This window comes from Kocuria himachalensis (assembly GCF_054784195.1).
The window spans coordinates 347539-363566 of sequence record NZ_BAAGPL010000015.1; the positions used below are offsets into that span (position 1 = coordinate 347539).

Annotated in this window: 16 protein-coding genes; 9 read left to right on the top strand and 7 right to left on the bottom strand. The window is 73.1% G+C overall.

The features are described 5' to 3' along the window. Nucleotides 1-2 precede the first annotated feature (2 nt). Complete coding sequence (locus tag ACYVM4_RS10735; protein ID WP_460668558.1) at nucleotides 3-533, bottom strand: WhiB family transcriptional regulator; 531 nt, start codon at nucleotides 531-533, stop codon at nucleotides 3-5. A gap of 310 nt (nucleotides 534-843) precedes the next feature. Between ACYVM4_RS10735 and ACYVM4_RS10740 the strand changes: the two genes are divergently transcribed. Continuing rightward, a complete protein-coding gene (locus ACYVM4_RS10740) occupies nucleotides 844-1632 on the top strand; it encodes a TIGR03089 family protein (RefSeq protein ID WP_460668559.1) in 789 nt (262 codons plus the stop codon). A gap of 10 nt (nucleotides 1633-1642) precedes the next feature. On the opposite strand, the gene ACYVM4_RS10745 is transcribed toward ACYVM4_RS10740, so the two are convergent. Continuing rightward, nucleotides 1643-2290: a GtrA family protein gene (locus ACYVM4_RS10745; protein ID WP_368821736.1), complete on the bottom strand. Its 648-nt coding sequence runs from the start codon at nucleotides 2288-2290 to the stop codon at nucleotides 1643-1645. 322 nt (nucleotides 2291-2612) lie between these two features. Here ACYVM4_RS10745 and ACYVM4_RS10750 point away from each other — a divergent pair, with 322 nt between their 5' ends. The 4 genes from ACYVM4_RS10750 to ACYVM4_RS10765 all read left to right on the top strand — a co-directional run bounded on the left by ACYVM4_RS10750 (nucleotide 2613) and on the right by ACYVM4_RS10765 (nucleotide 7104). Further along, nucleotides 2613-3728 carry a 5-(carboxyamino)imidazole ribonucleotide synthase gene (locus ACYVM4_RS10750; RefSeq protein WP_460668576.1) on the top strand — a complete coding sequence of 372 codons (1116 nt, stop codon included), beginning with the start codon at nucleotides 2613-2615 and terminating at the stop codon, nucleotides 3726-3728. A 136-nt stretch (nucleotides 3729-3864) separates the two neighbouring features. Then, on the top strand, nucleotides 3865-4350 hold the full coding sequence (gene purE, locus ACYVM4_RS10755; RefSeq protein ID WP_368821850.1) for a 5-(carboxyamino)imidazole ribonucleotide mutase: 486 nt from the start codon (nucleotides 3865-3867) through the stop codon (nucleotides 4348-4350). 59 nt (nucleotides 4351-4409) lie between these two features. Beyond that, complete coding sequence (locus ACYVM4_RS10760; RefSeq protein ID WP_460668560.1) at nucleotides 4410-6029, top strand: LCP family protein; 1620 nt, start codon at nucleotides 4410-4412, stop codon at nucleotides 6027-6029. 55 nt (nucleotides 6030-6084) lie between these two features. Next, nucleotides 6085-7104 (top strand): lipid II:glycine glycyltransferase FemX, encoded by a 1020-nt coding sequence (locus ACYVM4_RS10765; protein ID WP_460668561.1) that lies wholly within the window; start codon nucleotides 6085-6087, stop codon nucleotides 7102-7104. 119 nt (nucleotides 7105-7223) lie between these two features. Here ACYVM4_RS10765 and ACYVM4_RS10770 read toward each other — a convergent pair whose 3' ends face one another. Then, entirely contained in the window at nucleotides 7224-8399 is a 1176-nt protein-coding gene (locus ACYVM4_RS10770) for a hypothetical protein (protein WP_460668562.1), read from the bottom strand. Nucleotides 8400-8601: 202 nt separating this feature from the next. Continuing rightward, nucleotides 8602-9549: a class II fructose-bisphosphatase gene (gene glpX / locus ACYVM4_RS10775; protein ID WP_368821849.1), complete on the bottom strand. Its 948-nt coding sequence runs from the start codon at nucleotides 9547-9549 to the stop codon at nucleotides 8602-8604. Nucleotides 9550-9809: 260 nt separating this feature from the next. On the opposite strand from glpX, the gene ACYVM4_RS10780 reads away from it, so the two are divergent. The 3 genes from ACYVM4_RS10780 (at nucleotide 9810) to ACYVM4_RS10790 (ending at nucleotide 12673) form a co-directional block, all read left to right on the top strand. After that, nucleotides 9810-10526 (top strand): DUF4245 domain-containing protein, encoded by a 717-nt coding sequence (locus ACYVM4_RS10780; RefSeq protein ID WP_460668563.1) that lies wholly within the window; start codon nucleotides 9810-9812, stop codon nucleotides 10524-10526. After that, the gene (locus ACYVM4_RS10785; RefSeq protein ID WP_368821730.1) at nucleotides 10523-11173 is read left to right on the top strand and encodes a carbonic anhydrase; all 651 of its coding nucleotides are present in this window, start codon (nucleotides 10523-10525) and stop codon (nucleotides 11171-11173) included. Before ACYVM4_RS10780 ends, ACYVM4_RS10785 begins: the two co-directional genes overlap by 4 nt. Before the next feature lie 78 nt (nucleotides 11174-11251). Next, entirely contained in the window at nucleotides 11252-12673 is a 1422-nt protein-coding gene (locus ACYVM4_RS10790; protein WP_460668564.1) for a class II fumarate hydratase, read from the top strand. Between the two features lie 125 nt (nucleotides 12674-12798). Here the strand turns inward: ACYVM4_RS10790 and ACYVM4_RS10795 are convergent, their stop codons facing one another. Further along, nucleotides 12799-13044, bottom strand: a complete 246-nt coding sequence (locus ACYVM4_RS10795; protein WP_460668565.1) for an acyl carrier protein — start codon at nucleotides 13042-13044, stop codon at nucleotides 12799-12801. 187 nt (nucleotides 13045-13231) lie between these two features. Next, nucleotides 13232-14455 (bottom strand): MFS transporter, encoded by a 1224-nt coding sequence (locus ACYVM4_RS10800; RefSeq protein WP_460668566.1) that lies wholly within the window; start codon nucleotides 14453-14455, stop codon nucleotides 13232-13234. Between the two features lie 55 nt (nucleotides 14456-14510). Here ACYVM4_RS10800 and ACYVM4_RS10805 point away from each other — a divergent pair, with 55 nt between their 5' ends. After that, on the top strand, nucleotides 14511-15113 hold the full coding sequence (locus tag ACYVM4_RS10805) for a TetR/AcrR family transcriptional regulator (protein WP_460668567.1): 603 nt from the start codon (nucleotides 14511-14513) through the stop codon (nucleotides 15111-15113). Nucleotides 15114-15235: 122 nt separating this feature from the next. On the opposite strand, the gene ACYVM4_RS10810 is transcribed toward ACYVM4_RS10805, so the two are convergent. Next, on the bottom strand, nucleotides 15236-15706 hold the full coding sequence (locus tag ACYVM4_RS10810) for an NUDIX hydrolase (RefSeq protein ID WP_460668568.1): 471 nt from the start codon (nucleotides 15704-15706) through the stop codon (nucleotides 15236-15238). Nucleotides 15707-16028 lie beyond the last annotated feature (322 nt).

A 16028-nucleotide genomic window follows, 5' to 3' on the forward strand; every position in this document is an offset into this window, starting at 1 on the left:
CCTCAGCGGGCGAGACGGCGCAGGCGGCGGCGCTCGCGCTCGGAGAGCCCGCCCCAGATGCCGAACTTCTCGTCCTTGCTCATTGCGTAGTCGAGGCACTCCGCCTGCACGGGGCAGGCCTCGCACACGCGCTTGGCGTCACGCGTGGACCCGCCCTTCTCGGGGAAGAAGGCCTCCGGGTCGGTCTGGGCGCACAGCGCGTCGGTCTGCCACGCGAGCTCTCCCTCGTCCTCGTCCACGGCGTACAGCCCGGCCACGGCGCTCCAGTCGGAGCCCTCGTCGTCGGTGGGTGCCTCGAGCAGGTCGAGGGCAGGTGCCGCTTCGGCTCCGGAGAGGTTCTGGACGGCCTCGTGGGCCCGGAGATAGGCCGTGGCCTGGTCGTCCAGGCTGCCGGCGGCCCGGCGGACGTGCCGCTCGGCGGCGCGCGGATCGACGGGATCGACGAACCAGTCCTCGGGCACCGAGCGGATGCTCCGTCGACGGGCATCGAGGGGGCTGGATTCCACGACCTGCTGTCGTGCGGCCTCTCCCATGACTTTCCTTCCATCCGACACGATCGCTCGGGCCCGGCACAGTGCGGGGGACGCGGACCCTTTGCATCCCGGAGAACGTATCCTTGCTGATCGTCTGCCGGACTTCCCAATTACACGTGTGTAACTAGTACGGAGTCAACCCACCTCGGGCGACCACCCGTGCCACGATATCCGGGAAGAATGGCTTTGGGAGTAGACGTTTTTCCACGTCACGGCCCGATTTTCGACAGGACTCCGCAGAACGCGAAAAATGCGGACCTACGCATATGCCGTGCCCCCGCCGTGGGAGCGGCATCCACGAGGAGGAACCATGGACATACCGATTCCCCGATCTGTCCCCCGTTTGGTGGACAAGCTGCGGAGCAGCAGCCGTCCTGCCCTGATCTGGTACGGCCTGGACGGCGAGCGCGTGGAGCTCTCCGGGCGGGTCCTCGACAACTGGGTGGCCAAGACCGCGAACCTGTGGGTGGACGAGCTGGACCTCGAGGCGGGCGACGTCGTGGCCCTCGGCGACGAGGTGCACTGGCGCAGTCTCGCAGTCGTCCTGGGCTCGTGGACCATGGGCGCCGCCGTGCGAGCGGTCGACCCCCGTTCAGACGCGGCGGAGCCCGGGGACCGGGCCGTGGTGGGCCTCGTCGACGCGCAGGGGGCGACGCCGCCGCTGCTGGACCGGGTGCCTGCCGGCGCGCGGGCGGTGGTCCTGGACCGGCCGGCGCTCTCGCTCGGTCACCGCGGCGGGCTGCCCGCCGGGGACGTCCTCGACTACTGCGCCGAGGTGCGCTCCCACGCGGACGTCTACGACGGCGTCGAGGAACCGGCACCGGACGGTGCCGCGCTCCGCACCGCGGGCACCGACGGCTTCCTGCCGCACGATCGGCTGATGCCGGCTGCGGGCGAGCTCGCGTCCGGGCGGGAGGCCGCGTGGGGCACGGCGTCGGCGGTGCACGTGCCGGGGCGGAGGATGGACGCCGAGTTCCTGCTGCGCGTGCTGGCCGTGCTGGCCGGGGGCCGGACCGTGGTGGTCACGGACCGCCCGGCGGACGCCGACGACGACGCCTGGCGGTCGGTGCTGGCGGCCGAGAACGCCGTTCCCTTCTGAGCGGGACGGTTCAGCGGCCCTCGACCGGCTCGGTGCTCTCGTGGCTCTCGTGGGCGCCCGGGCCGGGGCGGGCCGCGGTTCCCGTCCGGTGGTGGCCGCCCTCCCGGGGGGGATGCGTGTGCGCGCGGTGGGGGTGCCCGGCGCCCTCCGCGGGCTCGTGGCCGGTGATCAGGGCGATCTCGAGGGCCGCGGTGTCCGCGAAGTTGGGATCCTCGTCGAGCTCCTCGGTGAACACCCAGAAGCGGTAGGCGAAGTACCGGAAGACCGTGCCGAGGATGGTCCCGATGATCGTGCCGGACACGAAGGACGCGTAGGCGCTGGTGAGACCCAGCACGTAGTAGCTGAACCCGAGGCAGCCGAGCTCGATGGCCATGCCGATGCCGTTGGCCACGAGGAACTGGATCAGCTCGCGGCGCTTGTCCGACTGGCGCTTGTGCCGGAAGGTCCACAGCCGGTTGGCGACCCAGGCGAAGGCGATGGCCACCGCCGTCGCCACGAACTTGGCCTTGAGGTGACCGTCCTCGAACACCGTGTGCATCAGGATCCAGGTGAGCGACGCGTTGATGACGAACGCGAGGGCGCCGACGACGCCGAACTTCATGAGTTCCTTGACGAAGAGGTGCCACAGGGCATCGAATCGGTCGACGAGACGGTTCACGCGGCTTCAGGTCTCCCAGGTGGTGAGGCGGTGGGCGCCGGCCGGCGCGGCGGTCGACGCGCACGGAAGAGCATCCGCGGCGGACCTCGGCACATCCTACCCCGCCCCACCTCGGCGGCACCGGAGAGTTACAGCACAGTCCCCTGGCCGCTCCCGGTCAGGTGCCGGGAACGGAACGGGAGGACAGCCCCGGAGGACGGCCCCGGAGGACGGGTGCGGTGCCCCGCCGGAAGGGGCCGACGGGCCGGGATACCCTGGTCGGGTGAATTCTTCTGTGACCGCCCCTGTCGTCGGCGTCGTCGGAGGCGGGCAGCTCGCCCGCATGATGGCGCCCTCCGCCACCGCCCTGGGGATCGAGCTGCGCGTGCTCGCCGAGGGCCCCGACGTCTCGGCCGTCGCGGCCGTGCCCACCGCGCCGGTGGGCGACTACACCGACCTCGACGTCCTGCGCCGGTTCGCCGAGGGCGTCGACGTCCTGACGTTCGACCACGAGCACGTGCCCACCGAGCACCTGCGGACCCTGCTCGCCGAGGGCGTGGTCGTCCGCCCGGGCCCGGACGCGCTGGTGCACGCCCAGGACAAGCTGTGGATGCGCGCGGCCGTGGAGCGCCTCGGGTTGCCGAACCCTCGGTGGGAGGCCGTGGCCGACGTCGAGGAGCTGGTCTCCTTCGGCGAGCGCTCGGGCTGGCCCGTGGTGCTCAAGACGCCGCGCGGCGGCTACGACGGCAAGGGCGTCATGGTGCTCGACACCGCCCAGGACGCCCGCGGCGCCGAACCGGCGCAGTGGTTCGCCCGCACGGACGGCCCCCTGCTGGCTGAGGAGAAGGTCGGGTTCGCCCGCGAGCTCTCCGCCCTCGTGGCCCGCTCGCCCTCCGGCGAGGTGCGGGCGTGGCCGGTGGTGGAGTCGATCCAGGTGGACGGTGTCTGCGACGAGGTGCTCGCGCCCGCCCCGCAGCTGCTGCCCGAGGTCGCGACCGCGGCCGCGGACGCCGCCCGGACGCTGGCCACGGAGCTCGGGGTGACCGGGGTGATGGCCGTGGAGCTCTTCGAGACCCCCGGCCGCGGCATCGGGTTCCTGGTCAACGAGCTGGCCATGCGCCCGCACAACTCCGGGCACTGGACCATGGACGGATCCGTGACGAGCCAGTTCGAGCAGCACCTGCGGGCCGTGCTGGACCTCCCGCTCGGGGAGACCGGGCTGATCGGCGGGTCCGCCGTGATGAAGAACTACCTGGGCGGGGCGAACCAGGACCTCTTCGGCGCCTACCGGGCGGCGATGAGCGCCGAGCCCCGCGCCAAGATCCACAACTACGGCAAGGCCGTGCGGCCCGGGCGCAAGATCGGCCACGTCAACCTCACCGGCGCCGCGGACGAGATCCCGGAGCTGCGCCGGCGGGCCACCCGCGCGGCGGCCGTGCTGCGCGACGGGCAGGCCTGACCCGCGTGCCTCCCACGGCCCGTCCAGCCGGGACGGATAGCGTAGCCCCAGACCGGACCGCGATGGCGGCCCCCACCCGCCGAGCAGCCCAGGAGCAGCAGTGAACGAGAAGCAGCAGCCCGTCGTGGGCGTCGTGATGGGCTCGGACTCCGACTGGCCCGTGATGGAGGCCGCCGCCACCGCCCTCGAGGAGTTCGGGATCCCCTACGAGGCCGACGTCGTCTCGGCCCACCGGATGCCCACCGAGATGATCGAGTACGGCCGGCGGGCCCACGACCGGGGGCTGCGGGTGATCATCGCCGGGGCGGGCGGCGCCGCCCACCTCCCGGGGATGCTCGCCTCGGTGACGCCCCTGCCCGTGATCGGCGTCCCCGTCCCCCTGAAGACCCTCGACGGCATGGACTCGCTGCTGTCGATCGTGCAGATGCCCGCCGGCGTCCCGGTGGCCACCGTGTCCATCGGCGGGGCCCGCAACGCCGGTCTGCTGGCCGTCCGGATCCTCGCCGCCGGCGCGGACCCGCAGGCCGAGGCCCTGCGCGGGCAGCTCCTGCGCTTCGCCGCCGAGCTCCGGCAGACCGCCCACGACAAGGGCGCCGCCCTGCGCACCCGCCTCGACGGCTGACCCGGCCGACCGCTCCCCCCTGCCCCTCCCCCGCCCGCCCTTCCCCGCCGGAGCTGCCCGTGAACGGCCACACCCCCCGCGCTGAGCACGATCCCCGCCCGCCGCACGACCCGTCCGCCGAGGACTCCCCGTCCCGGGACCTCCCGCCCGACGCCGTGACGGCGGTGCGGGGCGTCGACGACGACGCGGCGACGAGCTCGCCCCGGCTCACGGACCCGCTGCGCCACCCCCAGCACGCCGGGGACGGCACCCGGGCCCGGCGGGCCTGGACGCTGCTGCTGTCCACGCTCGTGGTCCCCGGCAGCGCCCAGCTCGTCGCGGGCCGGCGGTCCATCGGGCGCGCCGCCCTCAGGGTCGACGTGGTCGTCTGGGCCGTCGCCGCGCTGACGCTCGTCTGCCTGGTGCTGTGGCGGACTCCCCTGGTCTGGTTCCTGACGAACTCGTTCACGTCCCTGCTGCTGATCGCGGGACTGCTGGCCCTGGCGCTCGGATGGGCGTTCCTCTTCTTCGACACGCTCCGGCTCGTCCGGCCCGGTCTGCTCGTGCAACGGACCCGCCGGGCGGTGGCCGCGGCCACCGTGGCGCTCATGCTCGTCACCTCGGGCGGGCTGGCGTACTCCGCCTACCTGCTGTCCGTGACGCGCGGGGCGGTCTCGGACGTCTTCGGCGGCGGGCTGCCCTTCCGGCCCTCGGACGGCCGGTACAACATCCTGCTCATGGGCACCGACTCCGGGGAGGACCGCTCGGGCCGCCGCCCCGACTCGATGACGGTGCTCAGCGTGGACGCCGACTCCGGGCGGACCGTGACCGTCTCCCTGCCCCGCAACCTGCAGAACGCGCCCTTCCCCGAGGACTCGCCGCTGGCGGACGTCTATCCCGAGGGCTTCAACTGCGGCGACGAGTGCATCCTCAACTCCCTCTACACCGACGTCACGAACAACCACGCCGAGCTCTACCCCGACGCCGCCGACCCCGGCGCCGAGGCCATGAAGGACGCCGCGTCCGGCGTCCTGGGCCTCAAGGTCCAGGCCTACGCGATCGTCGAGATGAACGGCTTCGAGCAGCTCGTGGACGCCCTCGGCGGGATCACCATCGACGTCGGCGGGCGGGTCCCGATCGGCGGTGGCACCGACCTGACAACGGGCCTGCCGAACGAGATCTTCGGGTACATCGAGCCGGGCGTCCAGCACCTGGACGGCTATCACGCCCTCTGGTACGCCCGGTCCCGCGAGGGGGCCACGGACTACGACCGCCAGGCCCGCCAGCGCTGCGTGCAGGCCGCGATGCTCAAGCAGCTCAACCCCGTCAACGTGCTGACGCGGTTCGAGGACCTCGCGAACTCGGGGACCCAGGTCGTCGAGACCGACATCCCGCAGAGCCAGATCGGCTCGTTCGTGGACGTGGCCCTGAAGGCCAAGGAGCACGAGCTGGTGCAGTACGCCGCCGGCCCGCCCTACTACGACCCGTCCTTCCCCACCTACCCGGACTTCGACCTGCTGCACGAGGACCTCGACCGGGTGCTCGAGGAGGCCACGGACCGTGGCGCGCGGGACGCGGAGGCCCTGCCGGTCGGCACCCCGGTGGGCGCCGGGATCGCGATGACCGCACCCCTCGCGGCGGCGAAGACCCTCGCCAGGACGCAGGAGCTCACCCCCAACGGCACCTGCTCGGTGCGCTGACCGGACCGGTCCGCGGGTCGCCGGCGGCACCCGGGCGCCCCGGTACAGTGGGGACGTGGCGAACATACTGCAGTCGAAGGCATGGGCCGGATTCCAGCGGAACTTGGGGCACACGGTGTTCCAGGCCTCCGGGGACGGATGGCGCTACCTGGCGATCCTCGAGGGCGGCCGGACCGGCCGCTACCTCTACTGCCCGTACGGCCCCGAGGCGCGGAGCCCGCAGGCCTTCGAGGCCGCGCTCGACGACCTCGCCCGCACGGCCCGGTCCGAGCGGTGCTGGTTCGTGCGGGTGGAGCCCGTCGACGCCGCGGTGACGGACGGCCTCGAGACCCCCGAGGCGTCGCTGCGCCGGCGCGGGCTGCGCCCGGCGCCCCGGCAGGTGCAGCCCGGGCACACCCAGGTCATCGACCTCACCCAGGACGAGGACGCGATCCTCAAGGACATGAAGTCCACCAACCGCAACCTGCACCGCAACATCGCCAAGAAGGGTGTGACCTTCACGGCCTCGACCGACCCCGAGGACGTCGACGTGCTGCTGGGCTTCCTGGAAGCCACGGCCGAGCGCAAGGACTTCGCCCGCCAGCAGGACGCCTATCTGCGCGAGGCGGCCCGTAGCCTCATGCCCGTGGGCGCGGCGGCCCTCTACGTCGCCCGGCTGGACGGGGAGCCCATCGGCGCCTCCCTCGTCTACGACTCCGACGACACCCGCACCTACGCCCACGCCGCGATGGACTTCGAGCACCGCAGGCTCTCGGCGGGGATCCCGCTGGTCGTGCGGATGGTCCTCGACGCCAAGCAGAAGGGTCTGAGCCGGTTCGACCTCTTCGGCACCGCGCCGGAGGACGCCGGCCCGGACCACGCGTGGCACGGCTTCACGAAGTTCAAGAAGTCCTTCGGGGGACGCACGGAGTCCTACCCCGGGACCTGGGACCTGCCGCTGAGCCAGGGGAAGTACGCCGCGTACACCGGTGTGCGCGCCGCCCGGGAGGCGGCCGTCTCGGCCCGCAAGAGCCTGCCCGGCCTGACGGCCCGGCTCCGGCAGGCCGTCGCCGGGGTGCGCCGCCGGGAGGCCTGAGCGCCCCCCTCGACCGGCGGACCGAGACCGGGCGGACCGAGACCGGACGGACCGGCACCGCACGGACCGGGACCGGACCGACCGCACTCTGGCGGTCGGGGGCCGGTCGCGGCCCGGTGTCAGCGTCCCGCCGCGTCCCGGAGGGCGGAGATGCTCTCCCCGACCACGCGACGGGTGAGGTCCCTGGCCCGCCGGGCCCGCCCCCGGGCCGGGTTCCCCGTGCCGCCGTCGTCCTCGGGCACGTCGTCCGGCTCCCCGCTGTCGGGCGACCACGCCGGGGCGGACTCGTCCAGCCCCAGCTCCGCGGCGACCGCGGTCCCCGAGGCCTCGGCCGCGGCGTCGGCGACGTCCTCCGAGAACTCCCCGGCGGGGCCCCGCCCCAGGGGCTTCTCCCACGGGCCCAGCACCGGCCGCTGCGCCGCGGCGAGCTCGCGGACCACCAGCGGCACCTCCGTCTCGTCCGGGTCGCCGCCGTCGAGGCGCTGCACGCGCCGCTTCTGCAGCTCGACGATCCCGGTCAGCAGCAGGGCGTCGTCCACGCCCAGGTCCCGCCCCCGGCGGGTGAAGCCGAGCCGGTAGATCATCGCCAGTCCGCGCGTGTGCACGAACCACAGGTAGCCCAGGGCACTCTCTCGGCCGTCCTCGGCGGCCTCGGTGGCCACGAGCAGCAGCGAGTCGTCGCCGAGGTCCTCCAGCAGCTGGGTGATGAGCCGGGTCCGCAGCCCGATGTTCGCGAGGACCCGGCTGCCCGCCGTGACCTCGCGCACCGTCACGCCCGGGGTGCGCAGGGCCGTGCGGCACCGGTCCAGGGTGGCCTCCGAGAGCCGCCGCGAGAGGTCCCGCTCCGTCTCCCCCAGCACGACCTCCAGCCGCCGCGGCTCGTCCGATCCGGCGTCCGCGGCGGGACGCGCGAACCCGGCGGCCTCCAGCGCCTCCAGGGTGCCGGGGGCGCGCAGGGTGTCGGCCTGGAAGCGCAGCAGGACGGCCGAGTGCTCCTCCCGCGCCCAGTCGGCGAGCGCGGCGGCGACCACGGGCAGGTCCTCGGGCCGGTGGACGTGGCAGTGCACGGTCCCGGCGACCACGCGCTCGGCCTCGGAGCGCAGGTAGAGCTGCGCGTAGCCCACGGTGCGCTGCTCGGCGTCGTGGACCATGACCCGGTCGACCCGCAGGCCGGGTCCCTCCGCGGAGACCTGCGCCTCGCCGATGCCCCAGAGCTGCTGCGGGTGCCCGCCGGTCACCCGGACGGTGGCGTCCCAGGTCTTGCGGTTGGGACAGGGGCTGACCGTGGTGCTCACGTGGGGATCCTCCTCGTCACCCGGGCGCTCCGCCCCGGCTGGGGGACCGCGGTCGGCGCCCGCAGTTCGGCCTCCAGTGTAGAGCCGGTAGGGGTCGCGACCGGTGCCGGACACGGTGTGACGAGGGACGGCAGGACCCCCGCACCGGGGTCGGTGCGGGGGTCCTGCCACGGCCGCGCGGGCCGCGTGCTCCGGGCCGGGCTCAGTGCCGGGCGTACTTCTCCCACTTGGAGGCCAGGTGCTCCGCCTCGACCATCCGCACGGTCCCGGAGCGGGAGCGCATCACGATGGACTGGGTGGTGATGCGGGCGCCGCGGTAGCGCACGCCGCGCAGCAGGTCGCCGTCCGTGATGCCCGTGGCGGAGAAGAAGCAGTTGTCCGAGGTGACGAGGTCGTCGGTGGTCAGCACCGCGTCGAGATCCAGTCCGGCGTCGAGGGCCTTCTGCCGCTCGTCGTCGTCGACCGGGGCGAGCCGGCCCTGGATGATGCCGCCGGTGGCCTTGACGGCGCACGCGGTGACGATGCCCTCCGGGGTGCCGCCGATGCCCATCATGACGTCCACGCCGGTGCCCTCGCGGCAGGCCGCGATCGCCCCGGCCACGTCCCCGTCGAGGATCATCCGGGTGCGGGCGCCGGTGGCGCGGATCTCGTCGACGAGCTTCTGGTGGCGCGGACGGTCCAGCACGCACACGGTGAGCTGGTTGATCTTGATGCCCTTGGCCTTGGCCACGAGGTGCAGGTTCTGCTTGACGGGCAGGCGCAGGTCCACGAAGTCCGCGGCCTCCGGGCCCACCACGAGCTTGTCCATGTAGAAGACGGCGGAGGGGTCGAACATCGACCCGCCGTCGGCCACCGCGATGACGGCCAGGGCGTTGTTCATGCCCAGGGCGGTGAGGCGGGTGCCGTCGATGGGGTCCACGGCGACGTCGGAGGCCGGGCCGGAGCCGTCGCCCACCTGCTCGCCGTTGAACAGCATCGGGGCCTCGTCCTTCTCGCCCTCGCCGATGACCACGGTGCCGTTGAAGTGCACGGTGGAGAGCAGGGAGCGCATGGCGTCGACCGCGGCCCCGTCGGCGGCGTTCTTGTCGCCGGCGCCGACCCACTGGCCGCCGGCGATCGCCGCGGCCTCAGTCGTCCGCACCAGCTCCATCGCGAGGTTGCGGTCGGCCACGTTGTTGGTGCGCGCCTGGATCGTTCCGGTGGATTCTTCGGCCACGTTGTTCCTCACCTTCGAGTTCACGTTCTGGGGGACCCCCGGGCCGGGCTCGGCCGCGGGCGCGGTCCACGTCCCGCCCAGCATATCGCCCGCTCCGCCGCGGACCGCGACCTGCGCCACATTCCCGGCCGGGGGCGGGACCGGTGGAGCGGGCGCGGCGGACAGGGGGACGGCGGACAGGGCACAATGGACGGGTGAGCTCCTCGACCCCCGACCGTCCCGCAGAGCACCGCGCGGCAGAACACCCCGCGGCCGCGGGCACCGGCACCGCGCCCGGCCCCGACACCCCCGGTCCCGATGCCCCCGGGCAGCCGCTCCCGCAGATCACGGAGAAGCAGGCCCGGCGGCTCAACGCCCCCGTGCAGGGGATGATCATCTCCATGGCGGTCCTCCTCCTGCTGGTCCTGCCGTTCGTGTGGCTCCAGCCCCGCCCCGATGCGCAGCCGTACCGTCCCGACGTCGACGTCGCCCAGGAGGCGGAGTACGTCGCGGACGAGGCGCCGTTCAGCCCGGTCGTGCCGGAGCCGGGCGAGGGCTGGACCGCCAACTACGCCCGGTGGAACGGCGGCGCCGCCGAGGGGGTGCCCTTCTGGGAGATCGGCTGGGCCACTCCGCAGGGCAGCTTCATCGGCCTGGTCCAGACGTCCGTGGCCAACCCCACGTGGCTGGCCCAGCAGACCGAGGCCCTGCCCGCCACCGCGGTGGTCGAGGCCGGGGGTGTGCCGTGGGACGTCCACGTCCGGGAGGAGTCCCGGAACCAGGACGCCGTGACCGTGTACACCGGAGAGGTCAACGGCTCCACCGTGGTGCTCAAGGGCGACGCGCCCGGCGCCGAGCTGGACCGGCTGGCCACCGCCGTCGCCGAGGACCTCACCGACGCCCCTGCCCCGCGAACCACGGAGATGCCATGACCCCGGACACCCGCCCCGACGACACCTCGCCCCGCACCCCGGCCGCCGCCTGGCGGCGGCTGCGCGAAGGCAACGCCCGCTTCGTGGCCGGCGAGTCCCTGCATCCCAACCAGGACGCCTCCCGCCGGCAGTCGGTGGCGGGCGGGCAGAACCCGTTCGCCGTGATCTTCGGCTGCTCGGACTCGCGGCTGGCCGCGGAGATCATCTTCGACCTCGGCCTGGGCGACGCGTTCGTGGTGCGCACCGCCGGGCAGGTCATCGACGACGCCGTGCTCGGCTCGATCGAGTACTCCGTGGCGAACCTCGGCACGCCGCTGATCATGGTGCTCGGCCACGACTCGTGCGGGGCCGTGACCGCCGCGCACGACGTCGCGGGCTCCGGGCAGATGCCCCGCGGCTTCCAGCGGGACCTCATCGAACGGATCATGCCGTCCGTGCTCGAGACCCAGCGCCACGGCCACCAGGACGTCAACGCGGCGGTCGTGGAGCACACCAAGCAGACGGCGTCGCGCCTCATGGAGCAGTCCCGGGTGATCGCCGACGCGGTCTCCAACGGCGACGTCGCCGTGGTCGGCGTCTTCTACCACCTGGAGGACGGCGAGGCGGAGCTCGTCCACGGGCACGGCACCTGGTTGCCGGGCCGCTGAACCGGGCGCCCCGGCACGGCGACCGTCACCGGGGGTTGCCGTGCCGGGCGTCACCTGGCGCTGTCCTAGACTGGCGCCATGGCTGATACCACCGCAGAGACCACCGAGTACCGCATCGAGCACGACACCATGGGCGAGGTCCGCGTTCCCGCGAACGCCCTGTACCGCGCGCAGACCCAGCGGGCGATCGAGAACTTCCCCATCTCGGGCAAGCCCCTCGAGCCCCAGCACATCGTCGCGCTGGCACAGATCAAGAAGGCCGCCGCCAAGGCGAACGCGGAGCTGGGGGTGCTCGACGACGAGCGCGCCCGGGCCATCGCGGACGCCGCGGACAAGGTCGCCACGGGGCAGTACGACGAGCACTTCCCGATCGACGTCTTCCAGACCGGCTCCGGGACGTCCTCCAACATGAACACCAACGAGGTGCTGGCGACCCTCGCCAACCAGGCGCTCGAGGGCACGGACGTCGAGGTCCACCCCAACGACCACGTCAACGCCTCCCAGTCCTCCAACGACGTCTTCCCGACCTCGGTGCACGTCGCCGTCACGGGCGCACTGATCAACGACCTGGTCCCGGCCATGACGCAGCTGGCCGAGTCCCTCGAGAAGAAGGCCGCGGAGTTCCAGGACGTCGTGAAGTCCGGGCGCACGCACCTCATGGACGCCACCCCGGTGACCCTGGGCCAGGAGTTCGGCGGCTACGCCGCGCAGGTCCGCTACGGCATCGAGCGGGTGCAGTCCTCGCTGCCGCGCGTGGCCGAGGTCCCGCTGGGCGGCACCGCCGTGGGCACCGGCATCAACACCCCGGCCGGCTTCTCCGCCCGCGTCATCGAGCTGCTCGCCGAGGAGACCGGGCTGCCGATCACCGAGGCCCGCAACCACTTCGAGGCCCAGGCCAACCGGGACGGCCTGGTCGAGGCCTCCGGCCAGCTGCGCAACGTCGCCTACAGCTACATGAAGATCAACAACGACCTGCGCTGGATGGGCTCCGGCCCCAACACCGGCCTCGGCGAGATCCTCATCCCCGATCTCCAGCCCGGCTCCTCGATCATGCCCGGCAAGGTCAACCCGGTGATCTGCGAGTCCACCATCCAGGTCTGCGCGCAGGTGATTGGCAACGACACCACGGTCTCGCTGTCCTCCACCAACGGCGCGTTCGAGCTCAACGTGGGCATCCCGGTCATGGCCTCGGCCCTGCTGGAGTCCATCCGGCTGCTCGCGAACTCCTCGCGCGTGATGGCCGAGAAGATGATCGACGGGCTCGAGGCCAACGTGGAGCGCTGCCGGTTCCTCGCCGAGGCGTCCCCGTCCATCGTGACCCCGCTGAACAAGGCCATCGGCTACGAGGCCGCCGCGAAGATCGCCAAGCACGCCGTGGCGAACAAGATGACGGTGCGCGAGGCGACGATCGCCCTGGGCTACGTCGACAACGGCCAGCTCACCGAGGAGCAGCTGGACCGGGCGCTGGACGTCACCACCATGACGGGCCCCAACGCCTGACCCGGCGCTCCCTCCGCACCGAGGGGTCGCGTCCGCACGGGAATGCTGCGACATTCCCGTGCGGACGCGACCCCTCGTGTCGTGCGGAGGCTGCTCGTGGCCCCGCTCCGGACCGGTGGCCCGGGTCAGGGCGTCACGGCGGGCCCGGACTCGTCGGACTTGGAGAGCTCCTTGATGAACTCGTGGCATCTCCGCGCACGGTCGGCGTCCTGGCTCATCACCTGCTCGAAGAAGTCGGCGATGTCGTCACGGCCGGCGTTGCGGGCGTCCCGCACGTACTGGCCGTAGTCGTGGCCTGCCTTGAGCGAGTGGTACTGCACGGAGACCAGGTCGTAGGTCACGTCGTCGAAACTGGTCTGTCCTGCGGGCATGTCGTTCCTCCTTGCTCGTTCGTGCTCGTCGGGTGGACGTCTCCGAGTCTAGGATCGGGTGACACCGGTCACAAGTAAGTACGCTTTGTGTCCGCTGGCGCCGCCGCCGGGCAGGCCGTGGGTCTCGAGGCGGAGGCCGCTGTGCGCGGAGCACCGCGGCAGGCTCCGCGGGGATGCGCAGGGGCGGTCACCGCTTCCGCACCACGGCCGCGACACCGGCCAGGACGCACAGGCCGGCGGCCGGCACCGCCAGGCCCGCCGGGCCCGCCACCTCCCGGGCCAGTCCGAAACCGGCAGAGCCCAGCGCCTGCCCGGTGGCCAGGGCGATGAAGAGCACGGACGTGCCGGCCCCGGCGCCGCCGGGCCAGAGCCGGCGCGCCCAGAGGATCAGCACACCGGACAGGCCCATGTAGCCGGCACCGAAGAGGGCCATGCTGCCGTGGGCCACCCAGGCGCTGCCGGCCACCACGGACACCGCGACTCCGGCGGCGGCCACAGCCAGAGCACCCGCGCACCAGCACCATGCACCGCGGATTCCCGCGCGCCGGACCAGTGTGCCGGTGAGCGCGCCGAGGACGCCCCCCAGCCCGAGGGCGATCCACAGCCCTCCGACCCGCGCCGGGGGGACAGCACCGGAGCCGGTGAGCAGCAGCGGCCCGAACGTCCAGACCAGGGACGAGCCGGCGCCGGCGACCAGCGCCGCCGCGCCGGGGCGGACGAGGAGCCGCCACGAGCCCCGGGTCGGCGGGGCGGACGGACCCCGGTCAGGCACGGAGGGCGGGCCCCCAGCGGGCACGGAGGCCGGTACCGCGGTGTCGCGACGGGCGGTGGCTGGACCGGTGCGCGCCCGGGCGGGATACCACGCCGCCGCCGTGGCCGCCGCGCATACCAGCGCCATGAACACCCAGGCCGGACCGACCGCCGCGGCCGTCGAGGCCACCACCCCGGCCCCGATCACGCCCACGGCCGTTCCGGAGTTCACCACGGACTGCGCCGTCGCGGCGGTGTGCGGTGCCACGACCGCGTCGATGACCGGCACCAGTGCGGGAGAGGCGAACCCTCCGCCCATGCCGCCGACGAAGACCGCGACCACGAACAGCAGCGGGGTCGAGGCGACCGCCACTCCCAGGCACCCGAGGACCGCGGTGGCCCCGGCGAGCAGCAGCCCGGCACGAGGGCGCCGGTCGACCCACCGGGCGGCCACCACCGCGGCCAGCGAGTACGAGGTGAACTGCGCGGCTCCCGCCCAGCCGAGGACACCCGTGAGGTCCGGTCGCTGGGCGCTCAGGACCGGAGCGAAGAGGCCCACCCCGAAACGTGCCATGCCATAGGTGGCGGCGATCAGCAGCATGCCCGCCACCGCCGTCCCGAGGCCGGCCCTCGCCCGACGGTCCACGGTCGTTCCGGTCATCTCTGCCCCCTGAGCATAACGGTCGTTTCACCATAACGAACGTTACACTAGGGGCATGGCCAACCCCCAGCACACGCGGGACCGTATCCTCGACGCCGCCGAGGAGCTGTTCTTCTCCGACGGCATCGCCGCGACGGGCGTCGACCGGGTCGCCGCAGCGGCCGGAGTGGCGATCGTGACGCTCTACAAGCACTTCGGCTCCAAGGACAACCTCCTGCGCGAGGTGCTCTCCCGCCGGCTCGACTCCTGGACCCGGCACTGGGACGAGGCCGTCGCCGCCGCCGGCACCGGAGAGGAGCGGCTGCTGGCGGTCTTCGACGCCGTCGAGACCTTCCGCGCGTCGGCCGGACCGACCCAGTGGTGCTGCTTCCTGGCCACCGCCTCTGAACGCCCCGCCCCCGAGGACGGGTGGACGGACCCGGTGTTCGAGCTGATCCGGCAGGACACCCGGTTGGTCACCGACCGGCTGGCGAACCTCGCCCGGGAGGCCGGGTACCAGGATCCGGCCGCCACGGCCTCGGTGCTGCTGCTGCTCTACAACGGGGTGCTCAGCAGCCTCCTGCGGGGAGCGCCGTCCGATCCCGCGGGGCTCGCCCGCCGCACGGCACGGTCGATCATCGGGCCCCGGGCGGAACGGGTTCCGGCAGCCCGGTCCTGAGGAGGCACACGGGTCCTCCATGGGGGCCGGTCCCGGCGCGGCACACGACCCGTGGCGGGCCGCTGCACACCGCCCGGTCGCAAGGGAGCGTGCCGGCATCTGCGGGTGACCGGTGGGCGGGCTCAGACCACGAAGCGGGGCGGGCCGCTGTGCGCCCGCGCGGCCCGCAGCCGCTCGAGCTGGTGGGGCGGCAGGGGCGGGAGCTCGTCCGGGGAGTACCAGCCGACCTCGAGCGACTCGTCGTCGTTGACCCGGGCCTCGCCGGAGACCCAGCGGCAGCGGAAGGTGTGGTCCAGGAACTGGCAGCGGTCCCCGTTCGGGTACTGCACGGGCTCCCCCGCTTTGATCGCCACGAGCTCCTCCACGACGGCGACGACGCCGGTCTCCTCCAGGCACTCGCGCACCGCCGTGACCGCCGGTTCCTCGCCGGGCTCCACGATCCCGCTCACCAGTCCCCAGTTGCCGTTGTCGCTGCGCCGGGCGAGCAGCACCCGGCCGTCGTCGCGCAGCACCACGGCGGTGACGGCGGGCAGCCAGAGCAGGTCGTGGCCGATCTTCTCGCGCAGGGACAGGACGAACTCGGGGGTGGGCATGGGGGACTCCTCCAGAGCGGTGAGCGGGCGCGGTGAGGACCACGACCCGGCGCGGGCCGGCGGCACGGCCGTCATCCGGACCACAGCACGCTCGGAACACAGCACGCTCGGACCACCGCAGCGGCGCAACCGGCGCCACCACAGCCGTCACCCATCGTCCGCGCTGATGAACAACGGTCGGAAAAATTCACTTTATCCAACGGCAGAAGTCGCGCATAGTAAGGCCTCGACAGGTATGCCCTCCCACTCACGGAGAACCACCCATGAACGCACAGAATCCCAAGTCCCTCCTGCGGCGGATGCCCATCGATCTCGTCGAGGA

Excerpts from the sequence above, each read along its gene's own strand:
- ACYVM4_RS10735 (WP_460668558.1), bottom strand. The coding sequence starts at position 533 with ATGGGAGAGGCCGCACGACAGCAGGTCGTGGAATCCAGCCCCCTCGAT.
- ACYVM4_RS10740 (WP_460668559.1), top strand. The coding sequence starts at position 844 with ATGGACATACCGATTCCCCGATCTGTCCCCCGTTTGGTGGACAAGCTG.
- ACYVM4_RS10750 (WP_460668576.1), top strand. The coding sequence starts at position 2,613 with ATGATGGCGCCCTCCGCCACCGCCCTGGGGATCGAGCTGCGCGTGCTC.
- purE (WP_368821850.1), top strand. The coding sequence starts at position 3,865 with ATGGGCTCGGACTCCGACTGGCCCGTGATGGAGGCCGCCGCCACCGCC.
- glpX (WP_368821849.1), bottom strand. The coding sequence starts at position 9,549 with ATGGAGCTGGTGCGGACGACTGAGGCCGCGGCGATCGCCGGCGGCCAG.
- ACYVM4_RS10785 (WP_368821730.1), top strand. The coding sequence starts at position 10,523 with ATGACCCCGGACACCCGCCCCGACGACACCTCGCCCCGCACCCCGGCC.
- ACYVM4_RS10790 (WP_460668564.1), top strand. The coding sequence starts at position 11,252 with ATGGCTGATACCACCGCAGAGACCACCGAGTACCGCATCGAGCACGAC.
- ACYVM4_RS10795 (WP_460668565.1), bottom strand. The coding sequence starts at position 13,044 with ATGCCCGCAGGACAGACCAGTTTCGACGACGTGACCTACGACCTGGTC.
- ACYVM4_RS10800 (WP_460668566.1), bottom strand. The coding sequence starts at position 14,455 with ATGACCGGAACGACCGTGGACCGTCGGGCGAGGGCCGGCCTCGGGACG.
- ACYVM4_RS10805 (WP_460668567.1), top strand. The coding sequence starts at position 14,511 with ATGGCCAACCCCCAGCACACGCGGGACCGTATCCTCGACGCCGCCGAG.
- ACYVM4_RS10810 (WP_460668568.1), bottom strand. The coding sequence starts at position 15,706 with ATGCCCACCCCCGAGTTCGTCCTGTCCCTGCGCGAGAAGATCGGCCAC.